Source organism: Rhizobium sp. SVR5-2C, assembly GCF_056755115.1.
This window is the reverse complement of record NZ_JBNDHT010000026.1, coordinates 1-20549: the sequence shown is the minus strand read 5'-3', so window position 1 is coordinate 20549 and position 20549 is coordinate 1. Positions and strand designations below refer to the sequence as shown.

Sequence of the window (20549 nt, the reverse complement as noted above, 5' to 3'; positions counted from 1 at the left end):
CGCCGTTTTGAGATTTGCGTGAGGCCTTAACCCTCGACGATCTGCTCGCTCTCGGGCGACGACGCAGCGAGCTCGGCCCAATCGAGTTCCTGCTCCAGGATGTGGAACATATCGTCGTCGATGGCGTCGGCACGGCGCATTTCGGCGAGTTTTTCCCGCTTGGCAGCGATGATGTTCCGCCGCAGTTCGTCCATTTCACCCACCTCTCGCGGATGCTCGCCACTGCGCGCGATCTCGCGCTCCGAAGCGTAGACATCGCGCAGGATTTTTGCCGACTTTCCCTGCTTGGTTTCGAGTTCCTTGAGCGCGGTTTCGATCAGTTCGACGCGGGCCTGCGACAGATCTTTCCCCCATGAATGGTCGGGCTCGAAGCGGAGAAAATGGATAAGCGGGCCGAGCGTAAGACCCTGTATGATCAAGGTGCCGAGAACGACGGCGAGCGCGGCAAGCAGAATGATATCGCGGGACGGAAAGTCGAAGGGCAGAGCAAGCGCGGTCGCCAGAGTCACCAGCCCGCGCATGCCGCACCAGCCGGCAACGAGGCTCATGGCCAGCGTCGGCGCCTGCTTCGTGGCATGGCGCGACGGGAAGAGAGCCATCGTGCGGTTATAGAGGAGTTCCCAGAGCATGCGTACGACGACGACGGTAATGAAGACGGCAATGGCGACGGTTATCGCGAATGTCAGCCGGTCCGGTTCCATTTCGAGGAATATCTGCCGGGCCTGAAGGCCCATGAGCAGGAATGCCAGGACGTTCAGAAGGAAAACCGCTGCCTCCCAGACGGAATAGGAGTGAATGCGATGACGGGCGCTTTGGCGCTCCGGCATGTAACGGGCAATGACCATCGCATAAGCGACGATCGCCAGGATCGCCGAGAGATGCAGATGTTCGGCGATGATCCAGGTGCCGAAGGTGGCGACGAATTCCAGCAGCGTCCCGCCGAGCGTGCCTGCGAGCTTGATGCCGATCAGCATGTAGGCGCGGCCTGCGAGATAACCGAAGATGAGTCCGCCGGGAACGGCAAATGCAAGCAGCGGCAGGACGCTCGCGAAGAAACTGGGGCTGGCGGCGGCCGCGACTGCGGCGCTGAAGATGAGCAGCGAGACCGCGTCGTTCAGCAGGCTTTCGCCTTTGAGAACGACGTAGGTTTGGCGCGGCAGGTTGAACCTTTCAAGCATCGCTGTCGCGGCCGCCGCGTCGGGCGGGGCGACGATGGCACCGAGCGCGATCGCTGCTGCGAGCGGAAGGCCCGCGACCGTCACACCGACGAAGGCGACTGCGGCCGTGGTCAGCATGACCGCGATAGCGGCGAGCGAAACGAGCGGCAGCCAGTTCTGCCTCAAGGTTCTCGGCGGCAGATCATAGGCCGCGTCGAAGAGAACAGGGGCAATGAACAGGGCGAGCGCCAGCTGAGGGTCGATGCCGATTTCCGGCGCCCAGGGAACAGCGGCGACGATGACCCCGGCGATCGCAAGCATGGTCGGATAGGGGATCAGAAATTTCCGCGAGAACTGCAAGAACACGATCGCGACCAGCAACAGGCTCAGCATGCTCTCGAAAAACGCCATCGATTTCCCCATCGCCATCAGTGTTTGAACAAGAACTAGCGCGGCGGCGGCGCTTGCATACGGCGCCCTGGTGCTCGAGAAGCGAATGCTTAACTATGGCCTGCGACATTTTGGCCGCAGTCGCAGAATTTCCGGCGGCTGATCTTGTTCCGCGAACGGTCAGAACGTATTTGCAAGATCATAAGTATGCTTATAAATAGCTGGCATATCTTGAGTGCCCATCCTATCTCATGAAGTCAAACCTAGTGCAGGCGTGCCCGACACCGGTCGCCGAGAATGAGCTGAACCATGGCTGACAAATCCTCCCTGCGCGTCGTTGGTGACGCCAGTGCAAAGAACCTCACCGAAGACAAGAAGATCTCCGAAACCCAAGAAACGGTAGCCGAAGCGCCTTCATCCAATCCAGCGCCGGTTGCCGCCGTGGCTGCGCCCGACGGTACCAAGGTCCGCCGTCGGCGCAGCCTCACACGTCCCGTGCTGTTCGCGCTCCTGCCTGTCGCCCTCGTAGTCGGCGGCTATTACTACGTGAACGGCGGACAGGTGATGTCGACCGACAACGCCTATATCCAGGCCGATATGGTTGGCCTGACGACGGACGTTTCCGGCATCGTCGACCAGATCAACGTACACGAGAACGAAGCCGTCAAAGCGGGGCAGGTGCTCTTCAGCCTGAAGCCTGACAGCTTCCGGATCGCGCTCGACGGCGCAAAGGCGCAGCTCGGCGCGCAGCGCAACCAGATCGAAAACCTGAAGGCCAGCTATCAGCAGTCGCTCGCGGAAATCACGCAGGCGGAGGCAGACATCCCATATTACCAGGCGCAGTTCGCCCGTCAGCAGAATCTCATTAACAGTTCCGCGGCGACGCGTTCGGCTTATGACGAGGCAAAGCACGACCTCGATGCCGCGCTTCAGAAGGTTGCCGTCGCCAAAGCGCAAGCCGCGGCCACGCTCGCCCAGCTCGGCGGCGACGCCGGCCAACCGGTCGAGCAGAACCCGCTCTATCTCGAGGCCAAGTCGAAGGTGGACGATGCGCAGCGCGAACTCGACCACAGCGTCGTCAAGGCACCGTTCGATGGCATCGTCACCAACGTCAACGCGCTGCAGGTTGGCTCGTACCTGCAGGCCTCCCAGCAGGCTTTCTCGCTGGTCGCCACCAACCATCTGTGGATCGCCGCAAGCCCGAAAGAGACCGAGCTTACCTATGTGAAGCCGGGCCAGGAGGCGGCCATCTATGTCGATACCTATCCGGGCGTTGAATGGAAGGGCCAGGTCGAGAGCATCAGTCCGGCATCCGGTTCCAGCTTCTCGCTGCTGCCGGCGCAGAACACCACCGGCAACTGGGTAAAGGTCGTCCAGCGCATTCCGATCCGCGTCAGCATCGAGGATGCTGCCGGTAAGCCGCCGCTGCGCGTCGGCATGAGCACGATCGTCGATGTCGATACAGGCCACGCCCGTGGGCTGCCTGATTTCGTCAATAATCTGTTGGGCCGTTCCGGCGGCAAGGACCATGAGTAACGCTGCAGCATCTCCGGCCGCGCCCGTTGCCAATCGCGGCGCGATCACGGCCTGCGTCATTCTCGCCGTTATCATGCAGGCGTTGGACACCACCATCGCCAACGTGGCGCTGCCCTATGTGCAGGGCAGCGTTGCGGCGAGTGCCGACCAGATCAATTGGGTTTTGACCTCCTATATCGTCGCGGCTGCCATCATGACGCCGCCGTCGGGCTTCCTGGCTGCCAAGTTCGGCCGCAAGAACGTCCTGCTGACGGCGATCGTCGGCTTCGTCGTGGCATCGGTCCTTTGCGGACTGGCGCAATCGCTGAACCAAATCGTTGCGTTCCGCCTGTTGCAGGGCCTGTTCGGCGCCGCTCTCGTTCCACTCTCTCAGGGTATCCTCCTCGACATCTATACGGTCGAGGAGCGCGGCTCGGCTATGGCCTTATTCGGCGTCTCGGTCATGGTCGGGCCGGTCCTGGGCCCGGTCATCGGCGGTTGGCTGACGGACAACATCAGCTGGCGGTGGGTGTTCTACATAAACGTGCCGATCGGTGCGCTGGCGTTTGCCGGGATTGTCATCTTCGTGGCGGAAACGAAGCGGGATGCTCTGGCGAAACTCGACTGGTTCGGCTTCGGCATGATGAGCCTCTTCATCGCCGCGCTGCAGCTGTTTCTCGATCGCGGCGAGCAGCTCGACTGGTTCTCGTCCTGCGAAATCATGATCGAGGCGATCGTCTGCGCGGCTGCCTTCTATCTGCTCTTGGTGCATACGCTGACGGCCGAGAAATCCTTCGTGAATCCACGATTGTTTCTCGACCAGAACTTTGCGGTCAGCATGGTGTTCATCTTCGTGGTCGGCGTCACCTATCTCGCTTCGCTGGCGCTGATGACGCCCTATCTGCAGACGCTGATGGGTTATCCGGTGACAACCGCCGGGATCGTCATGGGCCCGCGCGGCATCGGCACCATGCTCTGCATGTTCATCGTTGGCCGCCTAATCGGCAAGGTCGATACCCGCTGGCTGCTTCTGGCGGGCCTCGGCCTGACCGCATGGGCGATGTATGACATGACGGGCTGGACGCCGGACGTTTCGCAATGGACGATCGTTTCCGTCGGCTTCATCCAGGGTGCGGGTCTCGGCTTCCTCTTCGTGCCGTTGACGACGATCGCCTTTTCGACGCTGCCAGCGCATATGCGCGGCGATGGTACGGGCCTCTACAACCTGTCCCGCAACATCGGCTCCAGCGTGGGCATTTCGATCGTCTCGGCGCTGATCGTCGAGAATACCCAGAGCAATCACGAGTCGATCGCCGCCTATGTCACGCCGTTCAACCGGGCCTTCGATGCCGCCGCTGCACAGTCGCTCAGCCCGCTCACCGCGGCAGGCCGGGCGTCGCTCAATGAGCTCGTCACGCTGCAATCGACGATCATCGCCTATATGGACGACTTCAAGCTCCTGATGCTGATGTCCGTGGCCGTGATGCCGCTGGTGCTGCTGCTGCGCAAGCCCAAGGCCGCTTCCGCCGCCCCATCCGATCACAGCGCCGTCATGGAATGAGGTTCCGGGCGTTCGCGCCATTCCGGACGGAAGGCCGCTTGGTACGTTTCCGGAATTGCTCTAGCGGAACGGCTTGCTCAGATACCGCGAACCCTGAATGCCGAAGCGCCACGGCGCTTCGGCATTTTTCGTGATCCCGATCCTTGTGCCCGCGACGATCGGAACCGGCGCGGAGGGTGAGATGGAATAAGGCGGGTGATCGAGCAGCCGATCGTTGAGTGCGATATCGATGCCGAGCGCCTGGCAGAGCTTGCCCGGGCCGCTGCAAAGCCGGGTCAGAACATCGGTACCGCGACGCTCGGTCATCGCAGCGATCCCGCTTTCTGGTTCGAGGGCGCGGATCAACACGGCTGAGCCGGGCGTGCAGACGAAGTTCAGGCACCAGTACATGCCGTAGATACGGTAGATATAGACGTTGCCCGGCGGGCCGAACATTGCGCCGTTCCGTTTCGTCGGGCCGCGGAAACTGTGCGAGGCCTCGTCGTGCGGGAAATAAGCCTCTGTCTCGGTGATCCGCCCGCCCGCACCGTTGACGAGCAGATGGCATCCGATGAGATCGCGGGCGACGGCGATCGCATCGCGCTCGAAGAAGCTTCGAAGTTCATTGCCGGTCAAAGGACCGCTTCCGATGGCGCCCGTGTTCGTCATTCAAATCCCGTTCTCTGATTTCGGCCGATATCACCGCGTGCCGGGCGCCGCTACCCGAAACTTGGCGGCTGCTGTGCGAAGACTTTCACCAGCCAGTCTATGAAGACGCGAACACGGGGCGAGAGCTGGCGGTTGCGTGGATAGAGGAGCGAAACCGGCGTTTCGGTCAGCGGAAAATCCGGCAGCACATGAATAAGGGTGCCAGCGGCCAGGTCCTTTTCGGCGTGGTAGCGCGGCACCTGTATCAAGCCCAGGCCGAGGCGGGCGGCCGACATGAAGCTCTCGGCGGCGTTGACGGTGACCGTCGCGGGCAGGGTGACATTGCGGATGCTGCCGTCGACCAGGAATTCCAGTGGCATTACGCCGCCGGTCGCGGTCGAACGGAAGCCGACCATGCGGTGGCCGTCCAGCTTGTCCGGATGTTCGGGAATGCCATGGCGCTCGAGATAAGCGGGCGAGGCGAGGGTGATCTCCTCCAGCATGGCCACACGCCTTGCGATCATGTCGCTATCCTGCGGAATGCCGACCCGCAGCACACAATCGATGCCCTCGCGCACCAGGTCGACCAGCCGGTCGCCTTCGCTCATGTAGAATTCGATATCCGGGTACGTCTCCAGAAATGACGGCAGGCTTGGCAGGACGAAATGCCGGGCAAGCGTGCCGTGCACGTCCACCCGAAGCGTGCCTTTCGGCTTGGCGCCGGCAAAGGCGCCTTCGGCATCCTCGATGTCGGCGAGGATCGACAGGCAGCGCTGGTAATAGGCTTCCCCGTCGAGAGTCGGGCTGACATGGCGCGTGGTGCGCTGAAGCAGGCGAACGCCAAGCCGGGCTTCCAGCTGTTTCACGGCGTCGGTTACCGTCGAGCGCGGCAATCCTATATCTTCGGCTGCAAGGGTGAAGCTGCGCCTCTCCACAACGCGGGAGAAAACCCGCATGGCATCGAACCTGTCCATCGTATTTGTTCGTCATTTCCGCATAGTGATGCCGAAGAATGCATGATTATCCGCAAAGTGAAAAGGGGCATCTTCTTCTCATAGGAACGCGCTGCGGCGCAAATGACTGAAGGAGAAAGAAAATGGCTAACAATAACGATAAGGTTGCTCTTGTCACCGGCGCTTCCCGCGGCATCGGGGCGGCTGTCGCCGAGCGTCTCGCCCAGGACGGCTTTACCGTCGTCATCAACTACTCCGGAAATGCCGCTCCCGCGGAAGAATTGGCTCGGAAGATCGAGCAGTCCGGCGGCAAGGCTCTGACGGCGAAAGCCGACGTCAGCGACGCGGAAGCCGTGCGCCGCATGTTCGATGCCGCAGAAGCAGCGTTTGGCGGCGTGGATGTGCTCGTCAACAATGCCGGCATCATGATGCTTTCGCCGATCGCCGACGCGGACGATGCCCATTTCGACCGTCACATCAGCGTCAACCTGAAGGGTACCTTCAATACGCTGCGCCAAGCCGCCAAGCGCCTTCGTGATGGTGGCCGGATCATCAATTTCTCGACGAGTGTCGTCGGCCTCAAGCTCGAGACCTATGGCGTCTATGCCGCTACCAAGGCTGCCGTGGAGACGCTGACGGCGATCATGTCGAAGGAAATGCGCGGCCGGAATATCACCGTCAACGCAATCGCCCCCGGCCCAACCGCCACAGACCTCTTCCTCAGCGGCAAGTCCGAGGAACTGATCGGCCGTATGGCGAAGATGAACCCGCTGGAGCGTCTCGGCACGCCGGAAGACATCGCCGCCGCGGTCGCCTTCCTCGCCGGTCCAGACGGCAGCTGGATCAACGGCCAAGTGCTGCGTGCCAACGGCGGCATGATCTGACGTCCAGCCGGGAGGCGGTCATCCGTCTCCCCTTTCTCCCCGAATATTCACCGATCTGATTTGAAGAAGGAGCAGCACAATGAGCAAGCAAGTTATCGTCGTCACGGGTGCATCGAGCGGCTTCGGTGCGATGACCGCACGCGCCCTCGCAAAAGCAGGCCATACCGTTTATGCCGGCATCCGCGCCACGCAAAGCCGCAATGCCAAGGCCGTTGCCGATGCGGCAGCGTTCGCTAAGGAAAACAACGCCGATCTGCGCAGCATAGAGCTGGATGTCACCGATAATGTCTCGATCGAGCAGGCGGTCGAAAAGATCGTTGCCGAAAACGGCCACCTCGACGTCATCGTCCACAATGCCGGTCATATGTCCTTCGGCCCGGCCGAGGCCTTTACGCCGGAGCAATATGCGGAACTCTTCGATATCAACGTGCTCTCCACGCAGCGCCTCAACCGCGCGGCCCTGCCGCAGCTGCGCAAGCAGGGTAGGGGCCTGATTGTCTGGGTCTCGTCCTCCAGCACCCGCGGCGGCACGCCGCCCTTTCTCGCGCCGTATTTCGCAGCCAAGGCCGCGATGGACTCGCTGGCCGTCTCCTATGCCAGCGAACTGACCCGCTGGGGCATCGAGACCTCGATCATCGTTCCCGGCGCCTTCACCAAGGGCACGAACCACTTCGCGCATTCCGGCTCTCCGGCCGATACCGGACGCGCTGCCGAATATCTGGAAGGTCCTTACCAGGGCGTTTCGGACAAGGCGCTGCAGGGGCTGGCAGCACTTGAGCCTGCCGATGCCGATCCTGAAGAGGTTGCCCGCGCCATCGTCGACGTCGTCGGCAAGCCGTTCGGCAAGCGTCCGTTCCGCGTCCACGTTGATCCGTCGCAGGACGGTGCCGAGATCGTCAACGGCGTTGCCGATCGCGTCAGGGCCGAACTCTTCTACCGCGTCGGTCTGGAGGACCTGCTGAAGCCCTCGGTGATCGACTGATGCGGGCTTGATTGTTGCATTTTTGCGAACACTGCTATGAGAATCAAACGCCTTACAAAGTTCGCATTAGGGCGTATCTCTATTCGGCAAGGGGCGACGGGAAGTCTCCGTCCTGCCGCCCACCTCCAAGGTCCGCCGGGCCATTTCCCCTGGTGACGCGGTGGACCTCGAAATTCAAAGTTGATCCGATCGCGGCCCGTCGAAGGTTTCCCTGCCTTCCGGGCCGCTTCCGTCTTCAGGGCTCGTTGAGCTTCGCGTCGGCAAGCAGCTTCACCAGCCAGTCGACGAAAACGCGCACCTTGTTGCTCAAGTGCCGGTTCGGCGGATAGACGACGTAGAGCGGCAGCGGCTCGCGGCTCCACTCGGGCAAGACTGGCACCAGCTCGCCCTTGGCAAGGGCGTCGCCGATCATGAAGCGTGGAATCTGTGCAATACCGAGACCATTCAGGACAGCCGTCACGTACGTCCGGCTGTCATTGACGGCGACGATGCAGCGCGGATTGACTTCGAGCTCTTCGTTGCCCTTGCGAAACTCGAAGGGAAAGGCGCGGTTGGTTTGAGCGCGGAAATAGCTGACCGAATAGTGGTCGGCTTCCAGTTCCTCGGGCCGGCCCGGGATGCCGAACTTTTCGATATAGCGCGGGGCAGCGCAGGTTATCATTTCGACCTCCGAGACGCGCCTTGCGATCAGAGATTGATCGGCTGGCGTACCGCCGCGAAGGGCACAGTCGACATTCTCTGCAAGGTAGTCGACGTTGCGGTCGCTGACGCCCAGATCGATGCGGATTTCAGGATATTTCTCGTAGAAATCGCAGAGCGCCGGAACAACAATGGTATCGGCAAAAGCACCTGCCATTTCAACGCGTAAGCGGCCGCTCGGAAGGCTCTGCGAGTTGGAAAGGCTGCCGTCGAGTTCTTCGAGCTCGGAGACGATCTGAGAGGCGCGTTCGTAATAAAGCGCGCCGTCTGTCGTGACCATGACGCGTCGCGTCGTCCGGTTGAGCAGCTTGGTGTGCAGATGCGCCTCCAAGCCCTGAATGAGATTGGTGATTGTCGCCTTGGGCATTGAGAGCGTCTCGGCCGCTCGCGTAAAGTTGCCCGTCTCCACGACGCGTATGAACGCGCGCATTGCCGAGAGTTGGTCCATTGGAGATCTCCACAGTGTGCACTGCGATATTATTCGAAAATCGGAACAGTGTAATCGTAATAGACCTTCTTATTCCGCGATGTGAATAACAATATGTTTTTTGGTAGATTGGCAAGCCATAGCTGTTTGCGCCGACCAAATGAAAGCCGGAACGATGGCGATGCAGGTGAAAGACATAGTGCTGGAGAAGGTGGCCACTGGCCCCGTTTCCGCACGCGTCTATCAGGGCGCCGAGTTTGGCAAGGGGGCGCCGATCGTTCTGTTCTTCCACGGCGGTGCCTTCCTGCAATCTGGCATCAAGGAAAGTGCTGTTGCCGAGAGCATGGCGAAAGCCGGCGCGATCGTTGCGATCCCTGATTACAATGCGCCGCTCGGCAACGTCTTTCCGAAGCCGCTCGAAGTCGGCTATTCCCTCTTTTCCTATCTTGCCAACAAGCGCGCCTCGGGCATCGGCGATCGCAATTCGCTGCTTCTGGTCGCCGGCGAAGAGGCTGGCGGCAATATTGCGGCCGGTGTAGCGCTGAAGGCGCGCGATCATTATGCCGATGCGCTCGATGGCCAGATACTCATTTCCCCGCTTCTTGATCCGTTCATGGGTACGGCCTCCATCCGGAAAGCGGATGGTATCGGCATGCGTCAGCGCTGGACGGAAGGCTGGAGCCATTATCTCAGCGGCGGCGGGTGCCATCCCTACGCCGCGCCCTGTCTCTGTTCGCGCATCGCCGGTGTTGCTCCGGCTCTCATTTTTACGGCGGAGGACGATCCTCTGCGCGATGAGACCGTCGGTTACGGCGCCCGCCTCAAAACGGCCGGCGTCGCAGTTCGCCAGCACATCCTCCCCGCCCGGGCAGGCTGGCCTTCGATTTATGGCGGGAAAACGGACGGCACTTCGAATTGGCAGGAAAACGTCAGCCGCGAGTTCGAAAGTTTCCTCCGAGAGTTAAGCGTTCAGCAGCAATTGCATTGAAGACAACCTGTTTTGCCGGCCGTAGCGGCCGGAAGGAGAGTACCAATGACGTCCAGAAAGAAACGCTGGGCCCTGGTGGGCGCCGGCATAGGTGTTGTTGCGTCTGTTTCGGCGGCCGCTATCTTTTTTGAATTGCCGATGAGCACGGCTGCGACCGCCGCTTCGGAACCCGCGCAGGCTCCCGCTGTGCCGGTCACCGTTGCCGTGGTCCAGAGCCGTGACGTGACGGCCTGGGAAGACTTTTCGGGCCGCCTGGAAGCGGTAGACCGCGTTCAGGTCCGCCCGCGCGTTGCGGGTGCCATCCAGTCCGTGCATTTCCGCGAAGGCGCGCTGGTGAAGGCGGGCGATCTGCTTTTCACCATCGACCCGGCTCCGTATGAGGCTGCAGTCGCGCAGGCGCAGGGCCAGGTCGCTTCGGCCGAAGCCAAGGTCGGCCTGGCGCAGACCGAACTCGACCGCGGCCGCAAGCTTTCCGACAACCGCACGATCTCGCAGAGCGACCTCGATCAGCGTCAGAGCACGCTTGCCGAGGCACAAGCGGGCCTTCGTTCGGCTCAGGCGGCCCTTCAATCCGCCCAGCTCGACCTCGACTACACGCAGGTGCATGCCCCGGTTTCCGGCCGCATCGGCAAGATCGAGGTCACCGTCGGCAACCTTGTCGCTGCTGGCTCCGCCTCGCCGGAACTGACGACGCTCGTCTCCGTCGACCCGATCTATGCGAGCTTCAATGCAAGCGAAGAAATGGTGACGAAGGCGCTTTCGGAGCTTCCGGCAACCGACGCCGCGCTGCCGGCCGTCGAACGGATCCCGGTTGAAGTCGGCACGCTTGCCGATGACGGCACGCCGATCAAGGGCAAGCTGCAGCTCGTCGACAACGAAGTCGATGCGGCAAGCGGCACCATTGCGGTCCGCGCCGTCTTCGACAATCCCGGCGGCAAGCTGATCCCCGGCCAGTTCGTACGGGTCCGCATGGGGCAGCCGAAATCCGAGAACAAGATCGTCATCAACGACCGCGCGGTCGGCACTGATCAGGACAAGAAGTTCGTCTTCGTCGTCGATGGCGAGAACAAGGTCAGCTACCGGCAGATCCAGCTCGGCTCGCTGTTCGACGGCCAGCGGGTGATCGAAGGCGGCCTCACTGCCGGCGAGAAGATCGTCGTCAACGGGCTGCAGCGTATCCGTCCGGGCGCAGTCGTGGCGCCCCAGATGGAAGAGAAGGTCGCGACCAACTGAAAAATTCCCTTCTCCCCCACGGGGAGAAGGTGGCCCGAAGGGCCGGATGAGGCGGCGGGTGCGGCCGGGACGGCCTCGCTTTCGCTCAGCCGTTCGCTCCTTCGTCGCTCACCCCCTCATCTGTCCTGACGGACATCTTCTCCCCGCTGGGGAGAAGGGGATGGGCCGCAATCCAAAATATACCACCCGCCGGCGGCCTCCCATGCCGCCGGAGAGGGACCTTATTTCCATGTTCACCCCGGAGAGGGCTTTGATATGAACATCTCCAGATTCTTTGTCGACCGCCCGGTGTTTGCCGGTGTTCTTTCGGTCCTCATCGTCGTCGCCGGCCTGATCGGCCTCAGGGCGCTGCCGATTTCGGAATATCCGGAAGTCGTGCCGCCTTCCGTCGTCGTGCACGCCACCTATCCCGGCGCCAACCCGTCCGTCATCGCCGAAACGGTGGCGACGCCGCTCGAAGAGCAGATCAATGGCGTCGAGGGCATGCTCTACATGTCCAGCCAGGCGACCTCCGACGGCGCTCTTAACGTCACCGTGACCTTCCAGCTCGGCACCGATCCGGACAAGGCGCAGCAGCTCGTGCAGAACCGTGTTTCGCAGGCCGAGCCGCGTCTTCCGGCGGAGGTGCGCGCGCTCGGCATCACCACGGTCAAGAGCTCGCCCGACTTCATCATGGTCGTGAACCTCGTCTCGGATGGAGACAATCATGACATCACCTACCTGCGCAACTACGCGACCCTGAACGTCAAGGACCGGCTTGCCCGCATCCCGGGTGTGGGCCAGGTGCAGGTCTTCGGCGCCGGCGACTATTCGATGCGCGTCTGGATCGATCCGCAGAAGGCCGCCGAGCACAATCTTGCCGCCAGCGACATCAGCAATGCGATCAATTCCCAGAACGTGCAGGCCGCCGCCGGCATCATTGGCGCGTCGCCGAGCCCGACGGGCGTCGACCTGCAGCTCAACGTCAATGCCCAGGGACGTCTGCGCACACCTGAGGAATTCGGCAACATCATCGTCAAGACAGGCGCCAACGGTGAAATCACCCGCCTTCGCGACGTTGCCCGCATCGAACTTGGTGCCGCCGACTATAGCCTGCGTTCACTGCTCGACGGCAAGCCGGCCGTCGCCGTCGCCGTCCTTCAGGCGCCGGGTTCGAACGCGATCGAGATCGCAGACAACGTGCGCGCCACCATGGACACGCTGCAGCAGGCGATGCCTGATGGCGTCAAGTACGAAATCGTCTACGATACGACGAAGTTCGTCCGCGCCTCGATCGAAAAGGTCATCGATACGCTGCTCGAGGCTATCGCGCTCGTCGTTCTCGTCGTCATCCTCTTCCTGCAGACATGGCGTGCCTCGATCATTCCGCTGATCGCCGTTCCGGTATCGATCATCGGTACGTTCGCGGTCATGTATGTCCTGGGCTTCTCGATCAACGCGCTCAGCCTCTTCGGGCTGGTGCTGGCGATCGGTATCGTCGTCGACGATGCGATCGTTGTCGTTGAAAACGTCGAACGCAATATCGAGAACGGGCTTAGTCCGCGCCAGGCCACCTATAAGGCCATGAAGGAAGTGTCCGGCCCAATCATCGCGATCGCGCTGGTGCTGGTCGCGGTCTTCGTGCCGCTCGCCTTCATCTCCGGCCTGTCGGGTCAGTTCTACCGCCAGTTCGCGCTGACGATCGCGATTTCGACCGTAATTTCTGCCTTCAACTCGCTGACGCTCTCCCCGGCGCTTGCCGCTCTTCTTCTGAAGGGGCATCACGCACCGAAGGACTGGCTGACGCGGTTCATGGACGCGATCTTCGGCTGGTTCTTCCGCGGCTTCAACCGCGCCTTCGGTGTCGGTTCCAGCTACTACGGCAAGGGCGTGGGCGGTCTCCTGTCGCGCAAGAGCATCGTCATGGTGGTCTATCTTGCCCTGGTGGGAACGACTTACAGCCTGTTCACCACGGTTCCGGGCGGCTTCGTGCCGTCGCAGGACAAGCAGTATCTGATCGGCTTCGCACAGCTGCCGGATGCCGCAAGCCTCGACCGCACCGAAGACGTCATCAAGCGCATGACCGATATCGCCCTGAAGCAGCCGGGTGTTGACCATGCGATCGCCTTCCCGGGCCTGTCGATCAATGGCTTCACCAACTCCTCGAATGCCGGCATCGTCTTCGTGACGCTGAAGGACTTCGACGAGCGCAAGACGCCGGACCTTTCGGGCGGCGCGATCGCCATGGCACTGAACCAGAAGTTCGGCGCCATCCAGGATGCCTTCATCGCCATGTTCCCGCCACCGCCGGTCAACGGTCTCGGCACGACGGGTGGATTCAAGCTGCAGATCGAGGATCGTGCGGGTCTCGGCAACCAAGCGCTCGACGAGGCGACCAAGGCAGTGCTCGGCAAGGCCTACCAGACGCCTGAGCTTGCCGGTCTGTTCTCCAGCTTCCAGGTCAACGTGCCGCAGCTCTATGCCGATCTCGACCGCGCCAAGGCCGAGCAGCTCGGGGTCTCCGTCACCGACGTCTTCCAGACGCTGCAGATCTATCTCGGCTCGCTTTACGTCAACGACTTCAACGCCTTCGGCCGCACCTACAGCGTCCGCGTCCAGGCCGATGCCAAGTTCCGGGCACAGCCGGAAGATATCGGCCAGTTGAAGGTCCGCTCGGCATCGGGCCAGATGATCCCGCTTTCGGCGCTGCTGAAGGTGGAGCCGAGCACCGGTCCGGAGCGTGCGAACCGCTACAACGGCTTCCTCGCGGCCGATATCAACGGCGGTCCGGCACCGGGCTTCTCGTCCGGCCAGGCGCAGGCGGCAATCGAGAAGATCCTGAAGGAGACGCTGCCTCCGGGCATCGACTTCGAATGGACGGATCTGACCTATCAGCAGATCCTTGCCGGCAATTCGAGCGTCGTCGTCTTCCCGCTCGCCCTACTGCTCGTCTTCCTCGTGCTGGCTGCCCAGTATGAGAGCCTGACCCTGCCGCTGGCGATCATCATGATCGTGCCGATGAGCCTGCTGGCCGCACTGACCGGTGTCTGGCTCACGGGTGGAGACAACAACATCTTCACCCAGATCGGCTTCGTGGTCCTTGTCGGCCTCTCGGCGAAGAACGCGATCCTGATCGTGGAATTCGCCCGCGAGCTCGAATTCGAGGGCAGGACGCCGGTCCAGGCCGCAATCGAGGCAAGCCGCCTGCGCCTGCGCCCGATCCTGATGACCTCCATGGCCTTCATCATGGGCGTGGTGCCGCTCGTCACCTCGACGGGTGCCGGTTCGGAAATGCGCGCCGCCATGGGTGTCGCCGTCTTCTCGGGCATGATCGGCGTGACCTTCTTCGGCATCTTCATGACGCCGGTCTTCTACGTGCTCTTGCGCAGGATGACGGGCAACCGTCCGCTGATCCAGCACAACGACAATCATCCTCGGGATGAAGAAGAGCATGTCCGGGTCGCCGCCGAATAAGCGGGAGCTCGACGAGCAAAAAAACGAAGGCGGGACATCGGTCCCGCCTTTTTCATTTGCGCGCAGGCGTCATCTGTCTATGTTTTTTGACGAACGTACATCGCATGCAGGGAGCAATCCCTCGCTCGGGAGGAAGGAATGACCGACAATGAAACGCCGAAACGTCGCCTGCGTTCGCAGGACTGGTTCGACAATCCGGACCATATAGACATGACGGCTCTCTACCTCGAGCGCTTCATGAACTACGGCATCACACCGGAGGAGCTGCGCTCCGGCAAGCCGATCATTGGCATCGCCCAGAGCGGCAGCGACCTGACCCCCTGCAACAGAGTGCATATCGAGCTCGCCAAACGCGTGCGCGACGGGATTCGGGATGCGGGTGGCATTCCGATCGAGTTTCCGACACATCCGATCTTCGAAAACTGCAAGCGGCCAACGGCGGCGCTCGACCGCAATCTCGCCTATCTCGGCCTTGTCGAAATTCTCTACGGCTATCCGCTCGATGGCGTCGTGCTAACGACCGGCTGCGACAAGACCACGCCTTCGGCGATCATGGCCGCCTCGACCGTCGATATCCCGGCCATCGTTCTTTCCGGCGGGCCGATGCTCGACGGCTGGCATGAAGGCGAGCTGGCGGGCTCCGGCATGGCGATCTGGCGGTCGCGGCGCAGGCTCGCGGCGGGCGAGATCGACGAGGAGGAGTTTCTGCAGACGGCGCTCGATTCCGCACCGTCTGTTGGTCATTGCAATACGATGGGCACGGCGTCGACGATGAACGCCCTTGCGGAGGCGCTCGGCCTGTCGCTGACAGGCTGCGGCAATATCCCCGCCGCCTATCGCGAGCGCGGCCAGATGGCCTATCGCACCGGACGACGCGCCGTCGAGATCGTTTTCGAAGATCTGAAGCCGTCGGATATCCTGACGCGCGAAGCCTTCCTCAACGCCATCCGCACCAATTCGGCAATCGGCGGCTCCACCAATGCGCAACCGCATCTGGCGGCGATGGCAAAGCATGCCGGCGTCGAGCTTCATCCCGACGACTGGCAGGTCCACGGCTTCGATATCCCGCTGCTTGCGAATGTCCAACCGGCCGGCGCCTATCTCGGCGAGCGCTATCATCGCGCGGGCGGCACGCCGGCGATCATGTGGGAACTGCTGCAAGCCGGAAAGCTCGACGGGAACTGTCGGACGGTGACCGGCAGGACGATGGCCGAGAACCTGGAAGGCAGGGAGGCACGCGACCGCGAAGTCATCCGGCCGTTCAACGAGCCACTGAAGGAGCGGGCGGGTTTCCTCGTGCTCAAGGGCAATCTCTTCGATTTCGCGATCATGAAGATGAGTGTGGTCTCGGAGGATTTTCGCAAGCGCTACCTGCAAGAACCCGGCCACGAAGGCATATTCCAGGGCAAGGCGGTCGTGTTCGACGGCTCTGAGGACTACCACAAGCGGATCAACGATCCGGCGCTCGACATCGACGAGAACACTATCCTCGTCATCCGCGGGGCAGGCCCGATCGGCTGGCCGGGATCAGCCGAGGTCGTGAACATGCAGCCGCCGGATCGTCTCCTGAAACGCGGTATCCGCAGCCTTCCGACGATCGGCGATGGCCGACAGTCCGGGACTGCGGACAGCCCCTCGATCCTCAATGCCTCGCCGGAGAGCGCGGCCGGCGGGGGTCTCGCGTGGCTTCGTACCGGTGATATCATCCGCATCGATTTCAATCAGGGCCGTTGCGACATGCTGGTCGATGTGGCCGAGATCGAACGCCGGAAAGGGGATGGCATTCCACCGGTGCCGCCGGACGCCACACCATGGCAGCGTATCTACCGCCGGTCGGTCAATCAGCTTTCTGAAGGTGCGGTTCTTGAGGGAGCACCGGAATTTAGGGGGATTGCAAAATTTCCACCGCGCCACAATCATTAGACGCAAGCGTTAAGGAATTGGGCACCCTATAACCAATTCGATAGTCCCAAAGTATATTCGTTAATGTGGGTTTGAGACGGTACTATAAGTCATCGCATCTGCTTTAAGGCTGAGACCGACTGCCTATGACGAAAACGACCCGGTCGGAGCAAGAATTCCAGGATCTCCTGAGGCGCCTCGAGCTCGCGCTCGACGCGTCGCAGATCGGCGTTTGGGACCATAATGTGCGCACCAATGAGATTTTCTGGGACGCGCAGATGCACCGGCTCTACCAGACCGGCCTGAGCATGCGGGTCATTCCGGCATCACTCTGGATGGACGCCATTCATCCGGAAGACCTACGGCGGGCAGTGGATGAGTTCGACGAGGCGGTTGCCCGGCGCGGTCCTTACAATTCCGAATTCCGCATCATTTTGCCGAATGGTGAAATCCGGCATTTGCGTTCGCGCGGCCATTTTTACGTCAGCGAGGAGGGCACTCCCTCCTTCATCGGCGCCGAATGGGACGTCACGGCTGACGTGCTGCTGAATGCCGAGGTGGAGCGTCAGCGGCAGGTTGCTGAAGCGCGCGCAAGGGCGCTCGAAGAAAGCAATGCGCGCATCGAATATGCATCCGAGCACGACTACCTGACCGGGCTGCCCAACCGGCGCCTGTTTGATAACCGGCTCGCTGCCCTGCAGGCCGACAAGTCGATCTCGACGCTCGCGGTCCTTCATCTTGATCTCGATCAGTTCAGGCAGATCAATGACAGCTATGGTCATGCGGCTGGCGACGGCGTGCTGCGTGCGGCAGCACTGCGGATCACCGCCGCCATCCCAGCAAATAGCATGGCTGCGCGCGTCGGCGGCGACGAGTTCGTGATCCTGCTGTGGAATTTCGGAACGGTCGAAGCGCTCAGGCGCATTGCGGCGGATGTCCAGCAGCGCCTGCGCAAGAAGATACGCTTCGGTCACGAATTGCTGCAATCTGGCGCCACGGTCGGCGTATCATGGAGTGCTGGCCGGCGAACGCGTAATCTGTTCGCGGAATCCGATCTGGCGCTTTATCAGGCCAAGAAATCCGGGTTGAACCGCATAGAATTCTTTTCCCGGCAGCTGCAGGATGACTTGCTGAGCAAACGCCACCTCGCCGAGGAGTTAAAGCGCGGGCTGGAGCGCGGCGAGATCATTCCTTACTACCAGATGCAGTTCGACGCCAAGACGCGTGAGATTTCAGGTCTTGAAGCGCTTGCCCGCTGGCTTCACCCGGAAAAAGGCCTGCTATCACCCGCCGTATTCATGAATGTTGCGGCTGGAAGTGACCTTTTGGCCGATATCGATGCCGCAATCCTGAAAAGGGCTCTGGAAGATCGCAAATACTGGCTGCGCCGGGGGGCGGTTGTTCCACGTATAGCGGTGAATATCTCCGGCCCGCGGCTCTTCGACCCGACGCTACTGGATAGCCTTCGGGCAATGGAAATTCCTCCCGGGCAATTTGCTTTCGAGCTGGTGGAGACGATTTTTCTCGATGACCCCGACGACAGATTGCTGCGCAACATCGATCAAATCAAGCAGATGGGCATCGACATCGAGATCGATGATTTCGGTTCGGGGCATGCCTCGCTGATCGGTCTGGCGCGGCTGCGCCCGAAGCGGCTGAAGCTCGACCGCCAGCTGGTGATCGATGTCGTCGAATCCGAGGAGCAGTACCGAATCGTCAGTTCGATCATCGACATTGCGAAGGCGCTCAATGTCGGCGTGATCGCGGAGGGCGTCGAGACCGAGGGGCATGCTGAAGCATTGGCCCGGCTTGGCTGCGACACGCTCCAAGGCTTTGCGCTCGGCTCTCCGGTTTCTGCGGTGGAGATCGACCAGCTTATTTCGCCGGCGAGCCGGATCGAGGTCAAACCAGGCGCGGCAGGACGACTCTAGCGATTACGGCTCCAGCTCGCGGCGGGCTTCCAGATACCATTCCACAAAGGCTCTGACGCCGGTTTCCAGCGTCGTGTCCGGCTTGTAACCGGTCAGGGCGGCAAGTAGGTCCGGGCTGGCGAAGGTGCGCGGCACATCGCCCTTCTGCATCGGCAGCATCTTGCGCTGCGCCGGCTTCGCGAGCGCCTTTTCGACCGTCTCGACGAAGTCCATCAGGCTGACAGGCTGACCGCCGCCGATGTTGACGATGCGGAACGGTGCCTGATGCGACAACGTCTCGACCTTCTCGTCGGCAACGCGGTTCTCCTCCGAGGGCGCAACGCCGGAAAGCCGGACGATCGCTTCCACGAGGTCGTCGATATAGGTGAAATCGCGGCTCATCTTGCCTTCACCGTAGATTTCGATCGGCTGATCCTCCAGCATACTCTTCACGAACTTGAAGAGCGCCATGTCCGGGCGGCCCCAGGGACCATAGACCGTGAAGAAGCGGAAGGCGGTGGTCGGCACGTTGTAGAGATGCGCGTAGCTGTGCGCCATCAGTTCCATCGACTTCTTCGTCGCGGCATAGATGGTCAAAGGCTCATCGGCCCTATCCGTCTCGCGGAAGGGAACGGACGGATTCGCACCATAGATCGACGATGTCGAGGCCAGCATCAGATGCTGTACCTTGTGGCGCTCTGAAAGCTCAAGGATGTTCCACGAGCCTTCGACATTCGAGCTGAGATAGGCACGCGGATTTTCGAGGCTGTAACGAACCCCGGCCTGGGCGGCGAGGTGGATCAGGATATCCGGCTTTGCCGCGCTGACCGCATCCGCGAGGGCCTTTTGATCTTCAAGCATGGCGATGACCGGCTTGAAGGCGGGGAACTGCGCCAGAGCTGCGTGCCGCATGTGCTTCAGCTTGACATTGTAATAGGGCGTCAGGCCGTCGAAACCGGTGACGCGATGCCCGTCCTGCAACAGGCGCCGCGCAAGGTGAAAGCCGATGAAGCCTGCGGTGCCTGTTATGAAATAGTGCATTCTCTATCTCTTCTCGGTCTTCTTCCCGACGGCGAAGTAGCTGAAGCCATGACGGGTGATTTCGCCGACGGGATAGATATTGCGCAGATCCACGACGACAGGGTTCTTCATCGTCGTCTTCAGGCGCTTGAAGTCGAGGGCGCGGAATTCATCCCATTCCGTAACGATCACGATCGCGTCGGCGCTTTCAGCGATCTCGTATGGATCCTTGCCATAGGTGACCGGACCGAGCATTTCCTTGGCGGCTTCCATGCCTTCCGGATCATAGGCATGAACCGTGGCCCCACCGTCGAGCAAGGCTTGAACGATGGTGATCGACGGCGCATCGCGCATGTCATCGGTGTTCGGCTTGAAGGTCAGGCCGAGGACGGCGATCTTCTTGCCGCGGACGCTGCCGTCGCAAGCGGCGATGACCTTGCGGCCCATAGCCCGCTTGCGGTTGTCGTTGATCGCGACGGTGGTTTCGATCAGGCGCATCGGGCTGTCGTAGTCCTGAGCGGTCTTGACGAGCGCAAGCGTGTCCTTCGGAAAGCACGAGCCGCCGTAGCCGGGACCGGCATGCAGGAACTTGTCGCCGATGCGCTTGTCCATGCCGATGCCCTTGGCAACCTTCTGCACGTCCGCACCGATCTGTTCGCAAAGGTCGGCGATCTCGTTGATGAAGGTGATCTTCATGGCGAGGAAGGCGTTAGCGGCGTATTTGATCAGCTCCGACGTACGGCGCTCGCAGAAATAAAGCGGTGCTTCATTGAGATAGAGCGGCCGGTAGACTTCGCGCATGACTTCCGTCGCGCGCGGGTCTTCCGTGCCGATGACGATGCGGTCCG

At 61.5% G+C, this 20549-nt stretch carries 15 protein-coding genes; 9 read left to right on the top strand and 6 right to left on the bottom strand.

Annotation, left to right across the window (positions count from 1 at the left end):
• Window positions 1-26 precede the first annotated feature (26 nt).
• On the bottom strand, window positions 27-1568 hold the full coding sequence (locus ACPYOI_RS10070) for a cation:proton antiporter (protein ID WP_481417432.1): 1542 nt from the start codon (window positions 1566-1568) through the stop codon (window positions 27-29).
• A gap of 288 nt (window positions 1569-1856) precedes the next feature.
• Between ACPYOI_RS10070 and ACPYOI_RS10065 the strand changes: the two genes are divergently transcribed.
• The gene (locus tag ACPYOI_RS10065) at window positions 1857-3083 is read left to right on the top strand and encodes an HlyD family secretion protein (protein WP_481417431.1); all 1227 of its coding nucleotides are present in this window, start codon (window positions 1857-1859) and stop codon (window positions 3081-3083) included.
• On the top strand, window positions 3076-4623 hold the full coding sequence (locus tag ACPYOI_RS10060; protein WP_481417430.1) for a DHA2 family efflux MFS transporter permease subunit: 1548 nt from the start codon (window positions 3076-3078) through the stop codon (window positions 4621-4623). Before ACPYOI_RS10065 ends, ACPYOI_RS10060 begins: the two co-directional genes overlap by 8 nt.
• 60 nt (window positions 4624-4683) lie before the next feature.
• On the opposite strand, the gene ACPYOI_RS10055 is transcribed toward ACPYOI_RS10060, so the two are convergent.
• Window positions 4684-5271, bottom strand: coding sequence for a DNA-3-methyladenine glycosylase (locus ACPYOI_RS10055; RefSeq protein WP_481417429.1), 588 nt, complete (start codon window positions 5269-5271; stop codon window positions 4684-4686).
• A gap of 50 nt (window positions 5272-5321) precedes the next feature.
• Entirely contained in the window at window positions 5322-6224 is a 903-nt protein-coding gene (locus tag ACPYOI_RS10050; RefSeq protein WP_481417428.1) for a LysR family transcriptional regulator, read from the bottom strand.
• 122 nt (window positions 6225-6346) lie between these two features.
• Between ACPYOI_RS10050 and ACPYOI_RS10045 the strand changes: the two genes are divergently transcribed.
• Entirely contained in the window at window positions 6347-7087 is a 741-nt protein-coding gene (locus ACPYOI_RS10045; RefSeq protein WP_481417427.1) for an SDR family oxidoreductase, read from the top strand.
• A gap of 79 nt (window positions 7088-7166) precedes the next feature.
• On the top strand, window positions 7167-8069 hold the full coding sequence (locus ACPYOI_RS10040; RefSeq protein WP_481422844.1) for an SDR family oxidoreductase: 903 nt from the start codon (window positions 7167-7169) through the stop codon (window positions 8067-8069).
• A 235-nt stretch (window positions 8070-8304) separates the two neighbouring features.
• Here the strand turns inward: ACPYOI_RS10040 and ACPYOI_RS10035 are convergent, their stop codons facing one another.
• Complete coding sequence (locus tag ACPYOI_RS10035; RefSeq protein ID WP_168832465.1) at window positions 8305-9216, bottom strand: LysR family transcriptional regulator; 912 nt, start codon at window positions 9214-9216, stop codon at window positions 8305-8307.
• Window positions 9217-9370: 154 nt separating this feature from the next.
• On the opposite strand from ACPYOI_RS10035, the gene ACPYOI_RS10030 reads away from it, so the two are divergent.
• The 5 genes from ACPYOI_RS10030 to ACPYOI_RS10010 all read left to right on the top strand — a co-directional run bounded on the left by ACPYOI_RS10030 (window position 9371) and on the right by ACPYOI_RS10010 (window position 18702).
• A complete protein-coding gene (locus ACPYOI_RS10030; RefSeq protein ID WP_481417460.1) occupies window positions 9371-10183 on the top strand; it encodes an alpha/beta hydrolase fold domain-containing protein in 813 nt (270 codons plus the stop codon).
• A 45-nt stretch (window positions 10184-10228) separates the two neighbouring features.
• Entirely contained in the window at window positions 10229-11416 is a 1188-nt protein-coding gene (locus ACPYOI_RS10025; RefSeq protein WP_481417425.1) for an efflux RND transporter periplasmic adaptor subunit, read from the top strand.
• Window positions 11417-11671: 255 nt separating this feature from the next.
• Entirely contained in the window at window positions 11672-14869 is a 3198-nt protein-coding gene (locus ACPYOI_RS10020) for an efflux RND transporter permease subunit (protein ID WP_481417424.1), read from the top strand.
• A 138-nt stretch (window positions 14870-15007) separates the two neighbouring features.
• Window positions 15008-16792 carry an IlvD/Edd family dehydratase gene (locus tag ACPYOI_RS10015; RefSeq protein WP_481422843.1) on the top strand — a complete coding sequence of 595 codons (1785 nt, stop codon included), beginning with the start codon at window positions 15008-15010 and terminating at the stop codon, window positions 16790-16792.
• Window positions 16793-16917: 125 nt separating this feature from the next.
• Window positions 16918-18702, top strand: coding sequence for a putative bifunctional diguanylate cyclase/phosphodiesterase (locus ACPYOI_RS10010; protein WP_481422842.1), 1785 nt, complete (start codon window positions 16918-16920; stop codon window positions 18700-18702).
• 3 nt (window positions 18703-18705) lie between these two features.
• On the opposite strand, the gene ACPYOI_RS10005 is transcribed toward ACPYOI_RS10010, so the two are convergent.
• Together ACPYOI_RS10005 and ACPYOI_RS10000 are read right to left on the bottom strand one after the other, a co-directional pair.
• Entirely contained in the window at window positions 18706-19722 is a 1017-nt protein-coding gene (locus ACPYOI_RS10005) for an NAD-dependent epimerase (RefSeq protein ID WP_481420179.1), read from the bottom strand.
• A gap of 3 nt (window positions 19723-19725) precedes the next feature.
• Window positions 19726-20549 (bottom strand): UDP-glucose dehydrogenase family protein (locus ACPYOI_RS10000; RefSeq protein ID WP_481422841.1); only part of this gene is annotated, 824 nt, incomplete at its 5' end.

What these genes read in the sequence shown, in the direction of transcription:
- ACPYOI_RS10020 (WP_481417424.1), top strand. Translation starts at nt 11,672, where the DNA reads ATGAACATCTCCAGATTCTTTGTCGACCGCCCGGTGTTTGCCGGTGTT.
- ACPYOI_RS10050 (WP_481417428.1), bottom strand. Translation starts at nt 6,224, where the DNA reads ATGGACAGGTTCGATGCCATGCGGGTTTTCTCCCGCGTTGTGGAGAGG.
- ACPYOI_RS10025 (WP_481417425.1), top strand. Translation starts at nt 10,229, where the DNA reads ATGACGTCCAGAAAGAAACGCTGGGCCCTGGTGGGCGCCGGCATAGGT.
- ACPYOI_RS10005 (WP_481420179.1), bottom strand. Translation starts at nt 19,722, where the DNA reads ATGCACTATTTCATAACAGGCACCGCAGGCTTCATCGGCTTTCACCTT.
- ACPYOI_RS10030 (WP_481417460.1), top strand. Translation starts at nt 9,371, where the DNA reads ATGGCGATGCAGGTGAAAGACATAGTGCTGGAGAAGGTGGCCACTGGC.
- ACPYOI_RS10045 (WP_481417427.1), top strand. Translation starts at nt 6,347, where the DNA reads ATGGCTAACAATAACGATAAGGTTGCTCTTGTCACCGGCGCTTCCCGC.
- ACPYOI_RS10065 (WP_481417431.1), top strand. Translation starts at nt 1,857, where the DNA reads ATGGCTGACAAATCCTCCCTGCGCGTCGTTGGTGACGCCAGTGCAAAG.
- ACPYOI_RS10035 (WP_168832465.1), bottom strand. Translation starts at nt 9,216, where the DNA reads ATGGACCAACTCTCGGCAATGCGCGCGTTCATACGCGTCGTGGAGACG.
- ACPYOI_RS10070 (WP_481417432.1), bottom strand. Translation starts at nt 1,568, where the DNA reads ATGGCGTTTTTCGAGAGCATGCTGAGCCTGTTGCTGGTCGCGATCGTG.
- ACPYOI_RS10055 (WP_481417429.1), bottom strand. Translation starts at nt 5,271, where the DNA reads ATGACGAACACGGGCGCCATCGGAAGCGGTCCTTTGACCGGCAATGAA.
- ACPYOI_RS10015 (WP_481422843.1), top strand. Translation starts at nt 15,008, where the DNA reads ATGACCGACAATGAAACGCCGAAACGTCGCCTGCGTTCGCAGGACTGG.
- ACPYOI_RS10060 (WP_481417430.1), top strand. Translation starts at nt 3,076, where the DNA reads ATGAGTAACGCTGCAGCATCTCCGGCCGCGCCCGTTGCCAATCGCGGC.
- ACPYOI_RS10010 (WP_481422842.1), top strand. Translation starts at nt 16,918, where the DNA reads ATGACGAAAACGACCCGGTCGGAGCAAGAATTCCAGGATCTCCTGAGG.
- ACPYOI_RS10040 (WP_481422844.1), top strand. Translation starts at nt 7,167, where the DNA reads ATGAGCAAGCAAGTTATCGTCGTCACGGGTGCATCGAGCGGCTTCGGT.